Raw genomic sequence first — 18,715 nt, 5'->3', positions numbered from 1 at the left:
AATGGAGCTTATTAAATCGGATGTAACGGTCGTAGGCGGAGGTATTGCGGGTCTATGCGCCGCTATAGCTGCGGCACGGCAAGGGTTGCAAGTTTCACTTATTAATGATCGTCCGGTTCTTGGGGGCAATGCCAGCAGCGAGGTCAGGGTTCATATTAATGGCTCGGCGTATCTCGGAAACAGTCCATCCTATTATGCGCGTGAGGGCGGGTTAGTGGAAGAACTTAAGTTGAAGATTTTCCACTATAATCCTTTATACAACAAGAAACTTATGCTTTCGCTTTCGGATACGGTCTTGTTGGATATGATCTATGATGAGCCTAACATTGCTCTATTTCTGAATACCTGTGTGCATGAAACGGGCATGGAGAACGGCAGAATCAAATGGGTAGAAGGTCTTCAATTGGCGTCTGAAAAGAAATTCCGCTTTGAAAGCCGTACCTACATTGATTGCTCTGGTGACGGGGTTGTCGGATATCAAGCAGGTGCTCTCTTTAGGCGGGGTAGAGAAGCAAGTCATGAATTCAAGGAAGATTTGGCTCCTGAAGTGGCGGATCATTACACCATGGGAGACACGATCCTGTTTCAAGCCCGTGACGTCGAATATTCCGTTCCGTACAAGCGACCTGGCTTTGCGTATGATATTACGAAGTTGGAATTTTTTGATAGTATCCGAATAGGCTTGAACCATCGGGCTTTTCCTAGAAAAATCAACGGGCTCGGCGGATTGTGGTGGCTGGAATATGGCGGACATATGGATGTTATCGCAAACAATGAAGACATCGCATTGGAACTGCGGAAATTGGTTTATGGGATTTGGGATTATATCAAAAATAGCGGCGAATTCGATGATGTGGACAATCTTATCTTGGATTATGTATGCCCGATTCCGGGAAAAAGGGAGTCAAGACGGTTTATTGGGAATCACATGTTGTCCCAGAACGATCTTACCACAAAGCCGCATTTCGAAGATGCGGTATCCGTCGGGGGATGGTATATGGACTTGCATGCTGCTAAGGGCATCTATGATGAGGGACCAGCTACAGCATGGAATTTCGTCCCTGGCTTGTACAATATTCCGTTCCGCAGTTTATTTTCCCAAAATATTCCCAATCTTATGTTCGCTGGTCGCAATATAAGTGCTACTCATGTTGCATTCGGATCTACAAGAGTAATGGCTACCTGCGGTTGTATGGGGCAGGCGGTTGGAACGGCTGCTTCATTATGCCTGAAATATGAGGCAGACCCAGCAGCGATCGTCGAAGCTCATATGGGAGAACTGCAAGCGCTGCTGCTTCGAGACGGACAAACGATTGTTGGGCTGCAAGAGAAATTGGATCCTTATTTCGCTGACGGATTACAGATTCGCGCATCATCTCAGCGCAGCTATGCCAATCCTCATTCAACCGAAGCGATTCCCTTGGAGAAAGGGTTATGTTTGGTCCTTCCGATTGAGACGTCCGCAGCAGAAAGCGTGCGGATTAAAATTAAAAATGTTTCCGAGTATTCAGAAATGCTGCATGTGAAGCTGTTTGGCGGGGACAGGAAGGAAAATTACATTCCTTCTTGCGAGCTGAAAGACTACGGCTTGGCTATTGAAGCCGGACATGACGACTGGATTACACTGGACTTGGGCTGCGAGAAGCCGGCAGACGACAAAATCTACATCGTGCTAGAAGGTACGGCTAGGTTAGCCGTTTATGTCAACGAAGAGAAGATTACAGGCGCGGTTAGCTTCCATTATAAGCCGGAAGTGCCGTCCAAGCTGAAGAAATTCAATCAAAGCATTTGTTTTAAGGACCTGCTGCCATCTCAGATTATGTATAATCCCGAGAATGTCGTCAACGGCTACTCCAGACCCTATGGTCTGCCGAACGGTTGGATTTCCGAACGTACGGAAGGAGGGGAATGGTTGGAACTCACCTTTGAAAGCCCCAAAAATCTGGAAGAAATCCATCTGGTTTTCAATTCGCAGTTGGATTTGGAGCATTTCGACGATCCCATCGAGTCCCTTATCCAAGATTATGATATGACCTTGACTTTCGAAGACGGAACGGAGAGGGAAATCGTAATCAGTGGCAATTATCTCACGCTGAATAAACATAAAGTGGATGCGCAAGGTGTAACCCGAATCCGCTTCGATTTCTCCGCGACTTTCGGTTCGCCTTATCATGAAGTGTTTGCTGTAAAATTGTTTGCTCCTACAACGATAAGCAAGGGTCAGGTGAAGTTGCAATGAACGAATTATTCCCTCGAAGAGGACTGCCTAATGTCATTCAGAAGTTGGAGAATGGGGAAAGCGTGACAATCGTCTACTTTGGCGGCAGCAATACGCGTTCCGAAGGATACAGGGTCATGACGGCGGATTGGCTTCGTGGGCAGTATCCCAAGTCGGATATCCGCTGTGTGAATGCAGGCATTGACGGAACTGGATCGGATTTGGGCTGCGCCCGTTTGGAGAGGGATGTGCTGCGTCATCAGCCTGACCTCGTGTTTGTTGAATTTGTTGGCAACGATGGCGGAGTGCCGGAGTCCAAGGCGCGCATCGAAGGGATTGTCCGACAAATCCGCAAGATGAGCCGCTTTACCGATATCCTGTTCGTTTATACGCTGAAGGAGCGCGATTTGGCCTTATTTCAGTCCGGCGAATACCAGAAGGGCGCGCTTATGCAGGAGGAAGTGGCCGATTACTACGGTATTCCTTCGATTCATCTGGGCGTAGCAGTCAGTCATTTGGTATCCGAAGGAAAGCTCATTTTTACTTCAGGGCCCGATAAGTCGATTCCCGGAGCTATTGTTTTTACGCATGATTCGGTTCATCCGACCATTCCCGAAGGACACCAGATTTACACGGATACGATCACCCGCTCGTTTGAGAAAATAAGTGAGCTTCGAGATCCCTCTGGACGTTTCGAACATAACTTACCTAAGGCTTCTTTGGTCCTAGCGAATCCTTGGGAGTACGCGACGATGCTGCCGCTGGATGGTCATGCCCATGTATCAGCGGGATGGTCCTACGTAACTCCTGATGATTCAGCTTTGGCCCGCAAGTACGACTGGTTGTTCTCCGGACTATGGCGAGCAGTCGATCCGGGGGAGGCTGTCACAGTGCAGTTCGAAGGCACACATATTGGACTGTTCGATATCGGGGGGCCAGATTCCGGCAGATTGAAAGTGACGGTGGACGGCGGAGACCCCTTCGTTGTGGATCGATTCACCCTGTATAACGATCATAATCGGAATCAGTATGTATTCTTGCCAGAGCTCCCGAATGGGAAACATACCGTTCGCTTCGAAATCGATACCGAGAAGACAGACAAAGCGGCCGTGTTTGAGGCATGCGGTAATGAACGAAGCCTTGCGCATGTTCGGCAGCATCCGGATTGGTACGATCAAACAGTGATCCAGCTTGGCAAGTTGTTGTTCGTAAAGCCGCCATTCGTGTAGTTTAAAGTCGGTTTGTTCCAAATGTAAAACTTGCAACGTTTCTGACTGCTGTTAAGCAGACGAAAATGTTGCAAGTTTATTTTTTACTTAAAATCTTATAAGAAATTCTAGAAATTAAAGAAATTTCACGGTTAAGCGACATGCTATGATATCAAAGACGAAGGGGGGGATTAGCCGGTAGGATGCGGATAATTGCTTCTTTGCGGACATGGGAATAAAGGAGGTTGCGGATTTTTGAAAGCGTTACCAAAATAAGGAAAGGGATGAGTTGTATGAGGAAAAGAGAGTTGTTTTTCTTAATTTTATTTATCATGACGATATTAGTTCCATTAAGTCTATTCGGAATAAGGACGGCTAGTGCGGAAACTGTACCGTTCAAGACCATCATCATCGATGACGGCAGCCTCACGATCGATGGGGTTGTGACCCCTGACACGGATAATGCGGATAACGGATACTCGGCTCCGAATTGGACCACAAGCACAGGAGTGAAGGGGTATAATAATTCAAGTTCCAAATATACAAGCACAGCAGGCAGAGCCATATCGTGGAGTCCGCGATTGAAAGCTGGAACGGCGAGAATATCGTTCTATAAGCTGAATTGGGAGGACAAAGCCGATAGTAATGTGAAAATCGAAATCGTTCATAATGGGCTGACGGATGTTGTCTATATGGATCTGAGACCTTCCGTTGGCGCTCCTGCGGGATGGGTTGATTTGGGCGAGTATTATTTCTCTGGGTCTGGCGAGGAATTCGTTAAATTGACTCGGTCTGCCAGCAGTAGCAGTACGGTTCTAACACGTGCTGATGCGGTCAAGTTCGAAGGGAACATTCAGCAGAAAGAGCCTTATAAGACGATCATTATTGATGATGGAAGCCTCACGATTAATGGTGTCGTCACCACCGATGTGGAGAACAAGAATAACGGATATTCGGCTCCTTATTGGAGCACAAGCACAGGAGTGAAAGGCTTTAATAATTCCAGTTCCAGCTTTACAGATGCGGTGGGAAGAAGCATCACATGGAATCCGCGATTGGAAGCAGGAACGGCGAGAATATCGTTCAACAAGCTTAATTGGGCGGATAAAGCCGATAGTAATGTCAAAATCGAAATTGTGCATAATGGGATAACGGATGTTAAGTTTATGGATCTGAGGCCCTCGTCGGGCCCATCTGCTGGATGGGTTGATTTGGGAGCGTATTATTTCAGCGGCAATGATACCGAATTTGTCAGGCTGACTCGAACGCAGCCAACGACGGGCACTATCATTACGCGGGCGGATAGCGTCAAGTTCGAAGGAAATATTCGGCAGCAGGCTCCACCGCTGCCTCCGCTGCGCAGCCGCACATTGGCGAATCTCAGTTATACGAACAAAGGCAGCATCGAGAACGCTAACTATAAGGCAACTTTCTATGAAGCTGCTTGGGATGGAGGTAAATCCATCGTTCGTGATCTGTTCTACAAGGACGCGGTTACGGGCAACTGGGTGGCAATCAATAATGTGGCGGAAAGACTTGAAGAACAATGGGTCTTGTTGGATGGGAATGCGGGAAGTCGTACCAATTACTACGATACGATGAACAAACGCTGGATTACATTCGACGCGATTAATTTCCCAGATAGCCACACGGCGGTATTAACAGATTCTTCCCATGGAAGCGATTACGATTTACAAGTGAACTGGTCCTTGTCAGGGGACAAACCAGATGTTTCCTTCGCCTTTACACCTCGCCGGGATGGCAATTATGTGATTGGCTATCAGTCTTTCACGACAGAACAAATCTCTGGCATTAATGAAGTGTTAAATGGTTTCAGATCGCATGCCAAAATGGTAGGTTCTGTGGAATCAACAAGCTTAAGAGAGTTGAGCGCTCCGATAAGTTTGATTGAAAAGAATGATGGCGCGGGTAAAGTTTTGACCTATGGTGTATTTGTACCGTCGGAAGAACTTCCGGTCGAATTTGAGCCGACAGGAGGCGTTACGAAACAACGGCTGGGCATGAGTCTTGTCAACAACGAAGGCAGCGTGCAGCCGATCCTGTACGCTCCTCAACTAGGGACTTATTCACAAATGACTGCGGAAAGCACGTATCAATTTCATATGGGGCTAATCGCTCAAAGCAGTAGTCTCTATAAAGCATACGGGGATATTCTCCGTAATGAATACGGCTATTCGGCCTACAGGGAAAATGTCGCGGAACAGTCACTTACGGATGCGATGTTCAATATGATCGATCTGCTCAAGATTGAGCCTCAGGGTGACGACTCTGTTAACTATGTTCCGTCGCCTAGCGGGTGGTGGAACCGAGCCAAGGGCTTCATTGATATTGAGAACGAGGATAGCGTTCGAACAACATCGAATGGGGTTCTTCTGGGAGCCTACTATTTGACAGGAGACAACCAACTTTATGATACGAGGGCGCTGCCGTCCATCCAATACGGTGTATCGCGAAATGGTATCGGGTGGTCACCGACACAGAAGCCCGTATATGGCGTGCCGTCGTTATGGAAAATGGCAACTTTGCCGTTCGATGTTTCAAGCGTAGCCGCTGTCAATCAGATGATGGGCACTTCGGCTGGAATTAAAGCGTTAGGAAAGCAAGAGTACCTTGTGCGCAATCCGGATCAGAAAGATCGCGGGCCAGTTATTCAGCCCCTGATGATGTATCGTATGACGGGGGATGCGCAGTATTTACAGGCTGCCAAGGATGCAGCCGACAGTTATATCGTTCAAAATATCGATACTCCTGAGACAGTAAATGTAAGTAAAAATGAGTTTATTTATTATTATGGCAAACTGTGGATGGAGATCTTGGAGCTCTACGAGGAAACGAAGGACCCCAAATACTTGAATGCCGCTTACAAGGAAGCCAAACAGTATGCGACCATGTTCGTTGCTCGTCCGGTTCCCGGAGGCACCGTTACGATTCCGCAGCCGGAGACGTATAATTACGCGGAGTCTTTCCATTGGCCGGCAAGCGGTAAGTACAATTATCCCAGGACTAAGCTCCCTGAAGACGTAGCTGGTGGTGTTCAAGCCGACAGTTGGCTTGTTTCACCTAACGGGTTGACGTTTGAGGCGGGAAGTACAACCGGCTATTATCGGATGAATGCGCAGGAAGCCCCTTTCATGCTGAGATTGTCACTCTATACAGGTGACAAATTGCTGCAAGATATCGCTCATAATGCGGTTATCGGAAGGTATTCCAGTTATCCAGGTTATTACTATAAGGGCTTCGCCGTTAGTCAACTGGAACCGGATTTTGCTTTGAAAGGTCCCAGCGGGGCTACATCCATCTATTATCATCATATGCCAGCACAGCTCGGCCAAACGATGGATTATCTAATCAGCGAACAATCGCTGAAATCCAATGGGAACATTACATTTCCTTCTGTATTCGAAACTAATTTTCTATGGTTCAAATATCATCTCTATGGGAATAAACCAGGTCAATTCTACGGCAATTCGAACGTTTGGCTCTGGATGCCCAAAGGGATTATCCAGACGAACAATCCTCAGTTGAACTGGATAACGGGGGAAAGTGGAAATAAGTTCTACATTGGACTAAGCAACGAATCGACTGCTGAAGTGCAGACTCCAATCAAATTGAATGCGCAGCTCATTGGGTTCAACCCAGCACAAGATTATAACGTAACCATCATCCGTGATAATGGCACACCAGAGCAAGCGGTTATGAGCGGCGGAATCATTCAGGCCACGGTTTCAAGCAAGGGAATGACAGCGATCATTGTGGAAGGACTTAACATTCATGTGCCGCTGCATCAGGTTAGAACGGCTGATACATCGGATGCAAGCTATTTCTTCGATGTTCACAGTCCAATAGATGCTGTTAAAGGCATGCTAATCGTCAAACCCGACAAAACGTCTTACGATGCTTATGTAGAGGCCAAAACGACGAAACCAGCAACGATCCATTACTCATTGGACGGCGGGGCCACGTACACGACCGTTCCGGATACGATCTATCCGATGGAATGGTCGATACGGGTAAACGATCTATCACAAACCTTCACTTATTACGTGGAATCGGATGGGAAACAGACCCGCAAGCGTACGCTATATCTGCCTGATCAAGTAACGGAGACGCCGGTCCAACCCGATTGGCAGGCAGGGTCATCCATCATTGTGGATAATACGGAGGCGGAGACAGAAGGCGTCTGGATACGGGATACAACGGCTAATGACTATTACTACGATAACTATGTATATGCCAAATCAACTTCGACTACAGCAACTAGCAAGATTGTCTGGCGGCCCGAGCTGCCGGAAAGTGTCACTTATAGCGTGTATTACAAGCTCCCGCAAATAACCGCCACGAGTGAAAATTGGGCAACCAATGCCGCTTTCACCGTTTATTACAGCGGTGGTTCACAGACGGTTACCGTTGATGAGACAACGGCCAATGGGACTTGGGTGTTCCTGGGAGCTTACCCTTTTGCAGCAGGCGATCGTGGATACGTTGAATTAACCAACAAGGCCAATAAGTCACGGGTAGTTGCCGATGCGATGATGTGGGTGGATCCGAATCGGATGCCGCTGCTGGAATCGGTGGCCATCCTGTCGAATCAGGATGAGCTGCAGATGACGCGAGCTGCTCAACTGAGCATAACCGGTTATTTGGACAACGGTCTGATCGGTGATCTGGCACATGCCAATGTGCAGTATTTTGTTGATAGAACCGATCTGGCTATAGTGAACAGCAGCGGTTTGTTGACCCTTCAAAGCCTTGATGGAGCCACAGATCATATCACGGTGTGGGCCACTGTAACGATGGACGGAGTGACCTTAACAACACCGCCTTTGGCAATAACGATTAAGGACCTGACAGTTATTGTCGATAGCACGAATACGACTGGCTTATACACGACTGAAGGGTCTTGGAGCCAAAGCAATTTAGCCGGCTACAAAATTGGTGTTAAGTCTCGGTACTCTACCGTACAAGGATCATCCGCTACGTGGAAGGCTCAATTTCCTGAGGGAAGATATACAGTCTCCATCTACAAGCTCGTCCACACGACGGCAAACGATAATCATGTCAAAGTGGAAGTGAAGCATCAGTCGGTTACCGAGACTACGTATATCGACGCGACAGTCGGCTCTTCGGGTTGGGTTAATCTGGGAACATTCGACTTTGCAGGAGATGGCAGCGAGTATGTTCGTTTAACCAGAGAGACTCAGACAACGGTAGATCCGCCAACCCTTCCTGCCGATATGATTTATACGAGGGCTGATGCCATCAAATTCGAACGGCATTCTGAAGGCACGGCATTTCTTGGCAAGTATAACATTAATGCTAATGTATGGCGGGGAACACAAACACTAGGTACCCAATCGGCAATTACACTTTTTCGAGAAATGCAAAATGATTGAACATGGAACGATAACTTAATTTACTACTAAATGAGGCTGCCGCGAAGTTATTCGGCAGTCTCATTTAGCTTAAGGGCATCCTACCGCAAGACGTCAGTGGAGCAGCATCTAGACATTCAAAACTAAGCATTGACAGGAAAAGGAAGGTTAAGATAATATATTGGTAACGTTACCGGAAACGTTACCAATATTATAATCTGGGAAGAGGGTATTCGACTTGTGCACCAATAAAGAGCATTTGAACGGTCAAGTGAAGGCAGAGCCTCGTTGTCTGATTGATGTGAATAACATCGATCAATTGCCTAAACGGTTTCGCATGACAGCAGCGCCTGTGCAAGCGGGAGGAATGGATCAACCTAATTTAGCGGGATTAGCTGAATTGCAGGCGTCGGGGAGCGGAATGTTTTCAGAAAAGGGGCTTCATTGTATGAATGAAACGATTGGTCATAAGCCTCTAATGATCATTGACCTGCGTCAGGAAAGCCATGGCTTCGTTAATGGGATGGCGGTAAGCTGGTACGGTTTGAATAATAACGCAAATAAGAACTTGCGTGATGAAGAAGTGAGAGCGGAGGAGCGACGTCTGCTAGATGCACTAGCAGTAACTCCGGCAATTACTTTTGACGTGTTGGAAGGGAAATCAATTCAATTGGAAGGTCCTGTGACCGATCCCAAGCAGGTATTGACAGAGGAAGAACTGGTTACTGGGGAAGGCTTTGGCTATCAGCGATTTTTTGTCTCTGATCATCACCGTCCTCTGGATGTCGTTGTCGATCAATTTATCACATTCGTGAAAGCGCTCTCTCCAGGAGTGTGGCTGCACTTTCACTGCCGTGGAGGCGTAGGCAGGACGACTTCCTTCCTGCTCATGTACGATATGCTGCGCAATGTTGGTATTGTTACCAAGGAAGATATTATGCGCAGGCATATTCAAATTGGCGGTAAAGATATGACGGATGCCGATCCGAATGATGCTCTCAAGTATGGTCCAGCCATGGAGCGGCTTGCCTTTATTCATACGTTCTACGAGTATTGCATCCATAACTATCGGGATGGCTATTCAACCTGTTGGTCCGATTGGCAAGCGATCGCTGAATCGGCATCTTGAACGGATGAGCGCGACATCAGCCCTGCTGCCTAATGTTTCAGTTGACATGACAAGGGACGATGTCATACAATTTTGGTAACGTTACCGGAATCGTTACCAAAGGAGATTTACAACTATGCCAACAATCAAAGATGTAGCCAAACATTTGGGTGTATCCGTATCCACTGTCTCAAGAGCATTAAATAATCATCCTGATATTAAGCAGGATACGAAGAATGAAGTGCTGGAAGCGATGAAGCGAATTAATTACACACCGAACGCGGTGGCCAGAAGCTTGATTAGCCGTAAGTCGAATACGATAGGATTAATGATTCCTGATATTACTGATCCCTTTTTCTCGGCCATGGCGCACGATGTTGAGGAGGTCCTATCGGACAATGGCTATCAAGTCGTGTATGTGAATACCTCAAGAAGGCTAGAGAAAGAGAAGAGATTTCTAACCAGTGTAATGGAACGGAAGATGGATGGCATCATTGTAACGCCAGATTTTTTGGATGAAGAAGCTTTAGAAATTATGCGTCGCTTGGAAATTCCTGTTGTATTCCTGCGCAGGAGACCTCCGCAAGATTTGGATATGCCGTTTGTCGACGTTGATCATTATGAGGGTGCTTGTAACGCGATGGATTATTTGCTCTCACTGGGACATTCTCGAATCGGGTTTATGGGGATGCCGCCGTATTCGTTTACCGGTCAGGAACGATATCGTGGTTATGTGGATTGTCTGAAGAAACGTGGATTGGAGCCTGATCCCAGTGGCATCGTATGGGACGGACGAACCATCGCATGCGGGTACAGAGCTATGGGCAAGTTGATGGAAGATTACCCGTCCATGACAGCTGTATTTGCGGCAAACGACTTGCTTGGTATTGGCGCCTTAGAATGGTTAGCGGAACACAAACTATCTGTGCCAGAGCGTATGAGTGTAATTGGCTTTGATAATTTGGAAGTGTCGGATCTTCACTGGATTAAACTAACGACTGTTGCTCAGCCGAGGAAGGAAATGGGCCGTAAGGCGGCTGAAGTACTTCTACAGATGTTAACAGAGAACAAATTGACTGCGCAATCGATATTGTTGCCTACGAAGCTTATCATTAGGGAAACCTGCACCTCAGTAATAAAATAAGTAATTTAACTACGAGAGGGAGACTGCGGTATCCTCTTGTTGAAAGAAATGTTAACGCTTACTTTCTTGTTTAAGGATAAAAGGTGGAACGATTTTACGGATCGTTTTGGTTGAAGATGCAGTCATTCAGTAATAAATCCAGGAAGAGGTGTTTTATGAAAAGAGTGAGGAATTTTTCCGCATTATTACTAACCTTCACCATGGTACTTGCAGCATGCAGCAATTCAACTTCAAACGTGAAGAACACAACAACGGGATCTAAGGGAGAGACTAAGAAATCCGAGTGGGCCGAGCGTGTCGGACTTTACAAAACAGAGACTGCTGACGAACTCTACCAAAAAGCAAAAAAGGAAGGTAAAGTCACGGTTTATTCCACATCGGGAAGAATCAATGATGTTGAGAAGACGTTCGAGAAGAAATATCCGGGTATCCAAGTAGAAACGTTCGACCTCAAGTCTAACGCCATTATGGATAAGGTGATCCGTGAACAGGACGCTGGTATCTTTAACGCAGATCTCATCTTGACGAAGGAAGTTGGCGGCGGCATCGAAGAGGAGCTTGTCAAAAAAGGCCGTGTATTCAAATATTTGCCGACCGATATTGCGGAGAAAATATATGAGCCTTGGAGAAGCAAGAGCATTGCATTCGTGCCTTACCTGGAATTTCGCACATTGTTCTATAACACAGAGCAGAATAAGACTCCTCCACTTTCGAATTGGTGGGATTTGACCACGCCGGAGTGGAAGAATCGGGTATTAATGGTCGATCCCCTGCAATCGCCCGCACAGATGGATATGTTCGTCGCTTTTGTCGCTAATTCCGATGATATGGCGAAAGCCTATAAGGAGAAGTTTGGCAAAGATATCGTGCTGAATGGCACGAAAAACGCCGGTTATGAATTTTTACAGCAATTTTATAAAAATGTGATTTTGGTGAAAAGCAGCACCGACGGCCAAGATGCGGTGGGCAAGGCGTCCCCGAATAAACCGGCTCCCGTATTTATCGGTGTTTCTGGCGATATTCGTAAAATGGCGCAAAATAATTTGAAGGCGGACATCGTCTGGGATCTTAAACCTAAGCTTTCTGTTGTCGATGAGGGATTGCTGTTCGTGGCCAACCAAGCACCGCATCCGAATGCGGCGAAGCTGCTGATGCGATGGATGGCAGGGGAAGCCGACGGTAAAGGGGAAGGAACGGTGCCATTTAGTGAAGTTGGGTCTTGGATGACTCGCTCGGATTTACCTACCAAGAATGCCAAAAAAATAAATGAGATTAACGTTTGGCAGTACGATAGTGAGAAATTTTACCCGATTTATCAGGATGTTGTGAATTTCTGGATTAAAAATCAATAAGAACTTGGGAATGGAGTGTGGAGCATGCTAGGTTTCTCAATACAAGCACCCGTATTTCTAGGCAAGCCGAGTAAAGACAGCGCGAATGATTTGATTGCACACTACGACAATGAGGAGCTTATTCTGCACGCTTTAAAGTCGGCGGGCGTCGAATCTATAGAGATCCGAATCCTTCCTCGAGGGGCAGAAGAACGAGCATATCGGGATTTGATTCAACGTATCTGGGATGCCGGTTTGCAAGTTACGATTCACGGTCATGTGGCGGGGGAGTTTCCAGGCTCCCGCTTTGCCGACATTTATCCTTCGATGAGCTATATTTTACAGCATTTCCACCAATATCAAAGCAGCTTGACGATGGCGCTGCACGCATATGATGCAAAGACGGGCTCGGAGGAAGAACTTCACCAACAGACGGTCCGACTGCTGCATGAATGGGTTGCAATCACTGATGCAGAGCAACTGCCTCTGAAGATTGCGGTAGAGAACAATCGCAAGAAATCAATTAAGGTGGATCCGGGAGATTCCATTGAAGGTGTGCTTCGAATCGTGAACGAGGTTAATAGTCCTAGCGTAGGCATTACGTGGGATATGGGACACTATTATTCGAACCTTATGGATGAACGGAGCTTGAAATCAGCACCTGAAACACATCTGCTTGATCTTCCGCCTGCTGCGTTTCTAGACAAAGTTTATCATACTCATATTCACGGGCTAGGTCTGACGGGTACGCATAATCCTTTGACGCAAGCAAGAAGCTTGCCCTTGGAACATTATGTTTCCGCTCTGCAACGTTCCGGCTACCAAGGCATTTATAATTTAGAACTTACGATGAACAAATTTGATACGGACCGAACGCTCAGTGAGCATGTGCTGGCTTCCATTCAAAGATTGAAAGAGGCTTCGTTATGAGCAAAATGGAATTAGCGAAACGGCCTGTTTCTAAATTTACGATGAGTCGGGCGAAGAATATGCTGAAAAGCATGGTTACGAATCCGCTGCATGTGATTAGTCTGATTGCCATCCTTTTCTTAGGATATACCATCGTTATTCCAATGTGGGAAATCGTTTCGAATACCTTAACGTGGCATCCGGAGGACCTCCGGGCCAATCGCGATGCTATTCCTGGCAATTTAACCTTGTATCATTGGGCACATGTGATGTACAGCGACATTAGCTCGTCGATCTTTTATAAGCCGTTGTTGAACTCTTTCAACATTGCTTTATTTGTTTCTATCTTTTCGCTAATTGTTGGCGGCGGGTTGGCGTGGTTGGTAACACGGACAGATTTGCCTTTTAAAAAGACGTTTGCTTTTCTGGCTATTATTCCTTACATGCTTCCTTCCTGGATCAAATCATTTGCGTGGCTTATTGTATTTAAGAACGATCGCGTCGGCGGCACACAAGGCATGTTGCAATATGTATTCGGAATCAATCCGCCAGATTGGGTTTCCTATGGCTTTTTCCCGATTTCGATTGTACTTGTCGGTCACTACTATACCTTCTTTTATTTGTTGATTGCCGTTTCACTCAGTTCGATTAACGCTAGTTTAGAGGAAACGGCCGATATCCTGGGAGCAAGCCGATTTACGATTCTTAGGAGAATTACGTTCCCGCTTGTGCTGCCGGCCATCTTATCCGCATTAATTCTGACATTTTCCAAGAGCATGGGTACGTTCGGCGCAGCAGCCTTCCTTGGTCTTCCTGTCAAATACTATACGATCGCCACGATGTTATACGGCAGTATGAAAAACAGAATGATTTCAGATGCTTATGTGCTTAGTCTTATTCTAATCATCATCTCGTCATTAACCATTTACATCAACCAGCGAGCCATTGGCAAACGCAAAAGTTATGCGACCATCGGTGGCAAAGATTCGCGTAAAAATTTGAATCCGCTTGGCATTTGGAAAGCGCCTTCTGTTGTCCTGGTATTTCTGTTCATGTTTAGTGCGGGGATATTCCCCATGCTGCTGCTGCTGTGGCAGACATTTATGCTGCAAGACGGCAACTACAGCTTAAGCAATCTGACCACGCATTACTGGTTCGGGGATTCATATTTCTCGATTGCCTCCGGCGAGGTGGGCATTTTGAAGAGCGAAACCATTTTGCTGGGATTGAAAAATTCACTCTCCATTGCTTTTGTAGCTGCTTCGGTCGCAGCGGTGATGGGTCTGATTTTCGGATATGTGATCTCCAAAAGCAGAAAGACGCTTTCCGGCAAGCTGGTTGAGCAGCTTTCATTCATGCCTTATCTGATTCCCGGCATTTCCTTTGCTGCGATCTACTTATCGATGTTCGCTCAGCCCAAGCTCTTGCTGCCTGCTTTGTATGGGACGCTCGCACTTGTCATTCTGATTACGATCGTCAAGGAATTGCCGTTTGCGACGAGATCCGGAACAAGCACCATGCTGCAGATCAGCGGGGAGTTGGAGGAGGCAGCCAAGCTGCATGGCGCTTCATGGCCGCGCAGATTTCTCAGAATTATGATGCCGCTTAGCCGCAAGGGCTTGATTAGCGCATTCCTGCTTCTGTTTATTAGCGCCATGAAAGAGCTCGATTTAATCATCTTGCTCGTTACCCCCAAAACAAGCACACTGACGACGCTTACCTTCCGATATGCGGAGAAGGGCTACCAGCAGTATGCCAACGCCATCGTTGTCATTATTATTGCCTTAATCATGATTACTCATTTCATCGCAACGAAGTATGGAAAAGCGGATCTTTCAAAGGGCATAGGAGGCTAGGCGTACATGAGCGGTATTAAACTTACCAAAGTAAACAAGTACTTTGACAACAATCATATTCTGAAAGATCTGGATCTATACATTGAGGACGGCGACTTTATGACGCTTCTTGGACCGTCCGGCTGTGGGAAAACAACAACGCTCAGGGTTATTACAGGTTTGGAGAACCCAGAAGAAGGTATTCTGACGATCAATGGCAAGGAAATGGTGAACGGTGCCAAAAATTATACTCGCCTCCTTCCAAACGCGGGCTGAACCTGGTATTCCAGAGTTATGCGCTTTGGCCGCACATGACAGTATTTGATAATGTGGCGTTCGGTCTTTCCATTCATAAGATGCCTAAGTTAGAGATTCGTTCCAAAGTCGAAAGTGCTTTGGAGAAAATGCGCATTAGCAAATACAAGGATCGCTATCCCTCGGAGCTTTCTGGGGGCCAGCAGCAGCGTGTCGCGATTGCTCGGGCAATCGTTACGGAGCCTAAGATATTACTGCTTGACGAGCCTCTATCCAACCTGGATGCCAAGCTAAGGCTGGAGATGAGAGCAGAACTCAAGAGGCTGCATCGCGAACTGAAAACGACGATCGTCTATGTAACGCACGATCAGGTTGAGGCGCTGACCATGTCCACGAAGATTGCCGTTTTCTTCGAGGGCAACCTTGTGCAGGTGGATACACCGCGCAACATTTATCGACATCCGGTAGATTTGCGTGTAGCCGATTTTATCGGAAACCCCAAGATCAATTTCATTGATGCAGCCTGTACCTATGAAGGGGGAACCGCATTAGCCGAATCGGAGCTGGGCAGACTCGTCATTCCGTGCGCAAATCCAGCATCAAGCAAGGTCGTTATGTCGATCTATCCGGAGGATATCCGGATTTCAGCAGAGAGCGTGGAGGGAGCGATTCCACTTATCGTGTATTCCGTTATGCCAGCAGGTTCGGAAACCTTGATTCAATTGACGACAAGTCCCGAAAATTTATTGCTTGTGAAAGTCATCGGTGAACTTGACTATCCGGTAGGCAAAACGGTGTGGATCACATTACGCCTGGATAGGATCAATCTATACGATAAAGAAACAGGCAGGCTAATCAATCTGGGATGATCGCCGAAATTCTAAGTGGGCGGGAGATTAAGAAATGGGAGATATTCATGGAAATATTTGGGAAATAACGCACCTGGAACTCGTATTCCGCATGATATTAGCCGTTGTACTTGGCGGATCCATTGGGATCGAAAGAGAATGGAGCAACCATGCGGCTGGCTTCCGAACGCATATTCTGGTTTGCCTGGGTTCTGCAACAATCATGCTGCTATCGATTTACGGATTCTCACAATTCGTTAATGAAACGAATGTCAGGGTGGATCCAGCGCGCTTGGCGGCGCAAGTGATTAGCGGCATTGGTTTTCTAGGAGCTGGCGCGATTATGCGCAATGGGAACATGGTGAAAGGTTTAACGACGGCGGCTTCCGTTTGGGTAGTGGCAGGGATCGGCTTGTGCGTTGGTTCCGGCTTTTATATGGGGGCGTTCCTTTCTACTTGCCTAGTGTTAATTAGTCTCTATGTCCTGAATAAGTGGGAGAAGCATATGCTCCTGCACAGAAGACCGCAAGAGGTCGAACTAGAAATAGTGGATTATCCTGGTGCGCTTGGCCGAATTGCTTCTACCTTAGGTGAGCATGAGATTCAAATTGCCAATGTGAAAATGCGCCAAGGCGAAGAGAGTGCTGGAGAAAATAACATCCCAACGATGCATATCTGTTTTAGCCTCAAAATCAATAAACAAGAAAAACTTCTAATTGCCTGTGAACGCATTTCCGAGATGGAGTTCGTGTTGGCGATGGAGGCTAGCAATTTTCAAATGCAGAAAAAACAGATCATGAACAGCCAAGGCGGTTCAATCGTTATATAAACAGATATAAGATGGATAGGTGGCGAAAGACTGGTGAATCAAACATTATTCGTTTCAGACCTTGACGGGACTCTGCTGAATAAGGATCAGCAAATTAGCCAGCAAAATTTGGCGGCAATTCGAATTTTCCGCGAGCTTGGCGGAATCTTTACTTTAGCGACGGGAAGAATGGAAGCGGCTGTTACGCCATTTATTAAAGAGCTGAACCTAGACGTACCCGTAATTCTTTACAATGGCGCTAGAATTTACAATCCAATCACAGAAGAAGTTCTTTACGATAAGCATCTCCCCTTACTCCAGGAGCTGTGGCAGCAAATTGTAAGCAGTTTGACTGATGATGTAGGTTTATTCGTTTATCGAGACGGCCAAGTATATACCCCTAATCGGAATGAGATTGTAAAGAAGCATGAAGAGAAGGATCAAGTTAAGTGTTCTCTGCTTACTGAGAATACGGTCATGGATAGGGTTACAAAGCTGCTGCTAATTTCCTCCGATCTTGGCTTGCTGAAGGCTGTAGAGCAGCTCGTTCAAGACCATGGTATGCCGAATGAAATCGTATATTCGGAGTGGAACTATCTAGAGATATTGCCTCCCGATGTGTCAAAGGGAAATGCCTTGCAAGAACTTATGCGTATTCTGTCTATAGAAAATGCTTATACGATGGCCGTTGGCGATAATTTAAACGACATCTCTCTTATGCAAAGCGCGGATATGGGGTACGCCGTTGAGAATGCGCATCCCGATTTGAAAAAGATGGCTGATGATATCACCATTCATCATGAGCAGCATGCGATTGCTGCCATCATCAAAAAATATTTGATCGAGCAGGGGGTAACTATGGATGAATCATTTGGAGATTGCGCAAACGATGGCGAGACTAGCAGGCGAGTTGATTAAGTCAAAGATGGGGAGCGGTTTTATTACGGAGGACAAAAGCTCCAGCTTCGATGTTGTGACAGAAGTAGATAAAGCTTCTGAACTATTCATCAGAAACGGAATTCTTGAGCAGTTCCCACTGCATAAATTCCTAGGAGAAGAAGAGTCATTCCTCAATGAGAAGCCTCTGGAGGAAGTGTTGAAGGGAGCAGCAGAAGAGCCGTACTTATGGATCGTTGATCCGATTGATGGAACCAGCAATTATGTGCAAGGCATCCCTGGCTTTACGGTGTCAATTGCCTTGGCCTGTTATGGGCAACTTCAACTGGGCGTCATTTACGATCCATGTGCAGATGAAATGTTCTGGGCGGAGAAGGGGATGGGAGCGTTTCTTAATGGTCGTTCCATTCACGTATCCCCTACGAATGAGTTAGGGCGCAGTGTTGTTGCAACAGGTTTTCCATCCAATATGGAGGCGCGGAGAGCCGTTTATGAAGGGCTTGGACGGTTGATTGAGAAATGCCGGACGATTCGCTCCCTCGGTTCTGCAGCTCGTCATTTGGCCTACGTTGCGTCGGGAAGATTACATGCATTTTGGGAAAATGGCTTAAACGCGTGGGATATTGCTGCTGGAGTACTGATCATACAAGAAGCCGGAGGCAAGGTGACTGACACGAAAGGGAACGCCTATAACTTGCTAACTACCAACGTTGTTGGAAGCAATGGGCATCTTCACGAACCCGTACTTCATTGTTTATAAG

General features: G+C 46.7%; 13 protein-coding genes. All 13 read left to right on the top strand.

Annotation, left to right across the window (positions count from 1 at the left end):
• Position 1: 1 nt before the first annotated feature.
• The 13 genes from IEY34_RS04495 to IEY34_RS04440 all read left to right on the top strand — a co-directional run bounded on the left by IEY34_RS04495 (position 2) and on the right by IEY34_RS04440 (position 18,714).
• Positions 2 to 2,239: an FAD-dependent oxidoreductase gene (locus IEY34_RS04495; RefSeq protein ID WP_189008204.1), complete on the top strand. Its 2,238-nt coding sequence runs from the start codon at positions 2 to 4 to the stop codon at positions 2,237 to 2,239.
• Positions 2,236 to 3,447 (top strand): SGNH/GDSL hydrolase family protein, encoded by a 1,212-nt coding sequence (locus IEY34_RS04490; protein ID WP_189008201.1) that lies wholly within the window; start codon positions 2,236 to 2,238, stop codon positions 3,445 to 3,447. The genes IEY34_RS04495 and IEY34_RS04490 overlap by 4 nt, the downstream gene beginning before the upstream one ends.
• A 272-nt stretch (positions 3,448 to 3,719) precedes the next feature.
• Complete coding sequence (locus IEY34_RS04485; protein ID WP_189008198.1) at positions 3,720 to 8,840, top strand: golvesin C-terminal-like domain-containing protein; 5,121 nt, start codon at positions 3,720 to 3,722, stop codon at positions 8,838 to 8,840.
• A 217-nt stretch (positions 8,841 to 9,057) separates the two neighbouring features.
• On the top strand, positions 9,058 to 9,948 hold the full coding sequence (locus tag IEY34_RS04480) for a protein-tyrosine phosphatase family protein (RefSeq protein WP_189008195.1): 891 nt from the start codon (positions 9,058 to 9,060) through the stop codon (positions 9,946 to 9,948).
• Between the two features lie 115 nt (positions 9,949 to 10,063).
• Positions 10,064 to 11,071: a LacI family DNA-binding transcriptional regulator gene (locus tag IEY34_RS04475; RefSeq protein ID WP_189008192.1), complete on the top strand. Its 1,008-nt coding sequence runs from the start codon at positions 10,064 to 10,066 to the stop codon at positions 11,069 to 11,071.
• A gap of 155 nt (positions 11,072 to 11,226) precedes the next feature.
• Positions 11,227 to 12,423 (top strand): ABC transporter substrate-binding protein, encoded by a 1,197-nt coding sequence (locus IEY34_RS04470; protein ID WP_189008189.1) that lies wholly within the window; start codon positions 11,227 to 11,229, stop codon positions 12,421 to 12,423.
• 24 nt (positions 12,424 to 12,447) lie between these two features.
• Positions 12,448 to 13,332: a sugar phosphate isomerase/epimerase family protein gene (locus IEY34_RS04465; RefSeq protein WP_189008185.1), complete on the top strand. Its 885-nt coding sequence runs from the start codon at positions 12,448 to 12,450 to the stop codon at positions 13,330 to 13,332.
• Positions 13,329 to 15,167 carry an ABC transporter permease gene (locus IEY34_RS04460; RefSeq protein ID WP_189008181.1) on the top strand — a complete coding sequence of 613 codons (1,839 nt, stop codon included), beginning with the start codon at positions 13,329 to 13,331 and terminating at the stop codon, positions 15,165 to 15,167. Before IEY34_RS04465 ends, IEY34_RS04460 begins: the two co-directional genes overlap by 4 nt.
• A gap of 6 nt (positions 15,168 to 15,173) precedes the next feature.
• Complete coding sequence (locus IEY34_RS37240) at positions 15,174 to 15,422, top strand: ATP-binding cassette domain-containing protein (protein ID WP_268240105.1); 249 nt, start codon at positions 15,174 to 15,176, stop codon at positions 15,420 to 15,422.
• A complete protein-coding gene (locus tag IEY34_RS04455) occupies positions 15,419 to 16,270 on the top strand; it encodes an ABC transporter ATP-binding protein (protein WP_373291157.1) in 852 nt (283 codons plus the stop codon). The genes IEY34_RS37240 and IEY34_RS04455 overlap by 4 nt, the downstream gene beginning before the upstream one ends.
• Positions 16,271 to 16,304: 34 nt before the next feature.
• A complete protein-coding gene (locus IEY34_RS04450) occupies positions 16,305 to 17,078 on the top strand; it encodes an MgtC/SapB family protein (protein ID WP_189008178.1) in 774 nt (257 codons plus the stop codon).
• 33 nt (positions 17,079 to 17,111) lie between these two features.
• The gene (locus IEY34_RS04445) at positions 17,112 to 17,975 is read left to right on the top strand and encodes a Cof-type HAD-IIB family hydrolase (RefSeq protein WP_189008175.1); all 864 of its coding nucleotides are present in this window, start codon (positions 17,112 to 17,114) and stop codon (positions 17,973 to 17,975) included.
• Positions 17,920 to 18,714 (top strand): inositol monophosphatase family protein, encoded by a 795-nt coding sequence (locus tag IEY34_RS04440; protein ID WP_189008172.1) that lies wholly within the window; start codon positions 17,920 to 17,922, stop codon positions 18,712 to 18,714. The genes IEY34_RS04445 and IEY34_RS04440 overlap by 56 nt, the downstream gene beginning before the upstream one ends.
• The last annotated feature ends 1 nt before the right edge of the window (position 18,715 follow it).

It is taken from the genome of Paenibacillus marchantiophytorum, assembly GCF_014640555.1.
GTDB lineage: Bacteria > Bacillota > Bacilli > Paenibacillales > NBRC-103111 > Paenibacillus_E > Paenibacillus_E marchantiophytorum.
The sequence above is the reverse complement of the archived record's forward strand: the minus strand, read 5'-3'. Positions and strand labels throughout refer to the sequence as shown.

Coding starts and splice junctions, on each gene's coding strand:
- IEY34_RS04460 (WP_189008181.1), top strand. CDS start 13,329: ATGAGCAAAATGGAATTAGCGAAACGGCCTGTTTCTAAATTTACGATG.
- IEY34_RS04475 (WP_189008192.1), top strand. CDS start 10,064: ATGCCAACAATCAAAGATGTAGCCAAACATTTGGGTGTATCCGTATCC.
- IEY34_RS04495 (WP_189008204.1), top strand. CDS start 2: ATGGAGCTTATTAAATCGGATGTAACGGTCGTAGGCGGAGGTATTGCG.
- IEY34_RS04450 (WP_189008178.1), top strand. CDS start 16,305: ATGGGAGATATTCATGGAAATATTTGGGAAATAACGCACCTGGAACTC.
- IEY34_RS04440 (WP_189008172.1), top strand. CDS start 17,920: ATGAATCATTTGGAGATTGCGCAAACGATGGCGAGACTAGCAGGCGAG.
- IEY34_RS37240 (WP_268240105.1), top strand. CDS start 15,174: ATGAGCGGTATTAAACTTACCAAAGTAAACAAGTACTTTGACAACAAT.
- IEY34_RS04465 (WP_189008185.1), top strand. CDS start 12,448: ATGCTAGGTTTCTCAATACAAGCACCCGTATTTCTAGGCAAGCCGAGT.
- IEY34_RS04470 (WP_189008189.1), top strand. CDS start 11,227: ATGAAAAGAGTGAGGAATTTTTCCGCATTATTACTAACCTTCACCATG.
- IEY34_RS04490 (WP_189008201.1), top strand. CDS start 2,236: ATGAACGAATTATTCCCTCGAAGAGGACTGCCTAATGTCATTCAGAAG.
- IEY34_RS04485 (WP_189008198.1), top strand. CDS start 3,720: ATGAGGAAAAGAGAGTTGTTTTTCTTAATTTTATTTATCATGACGATA.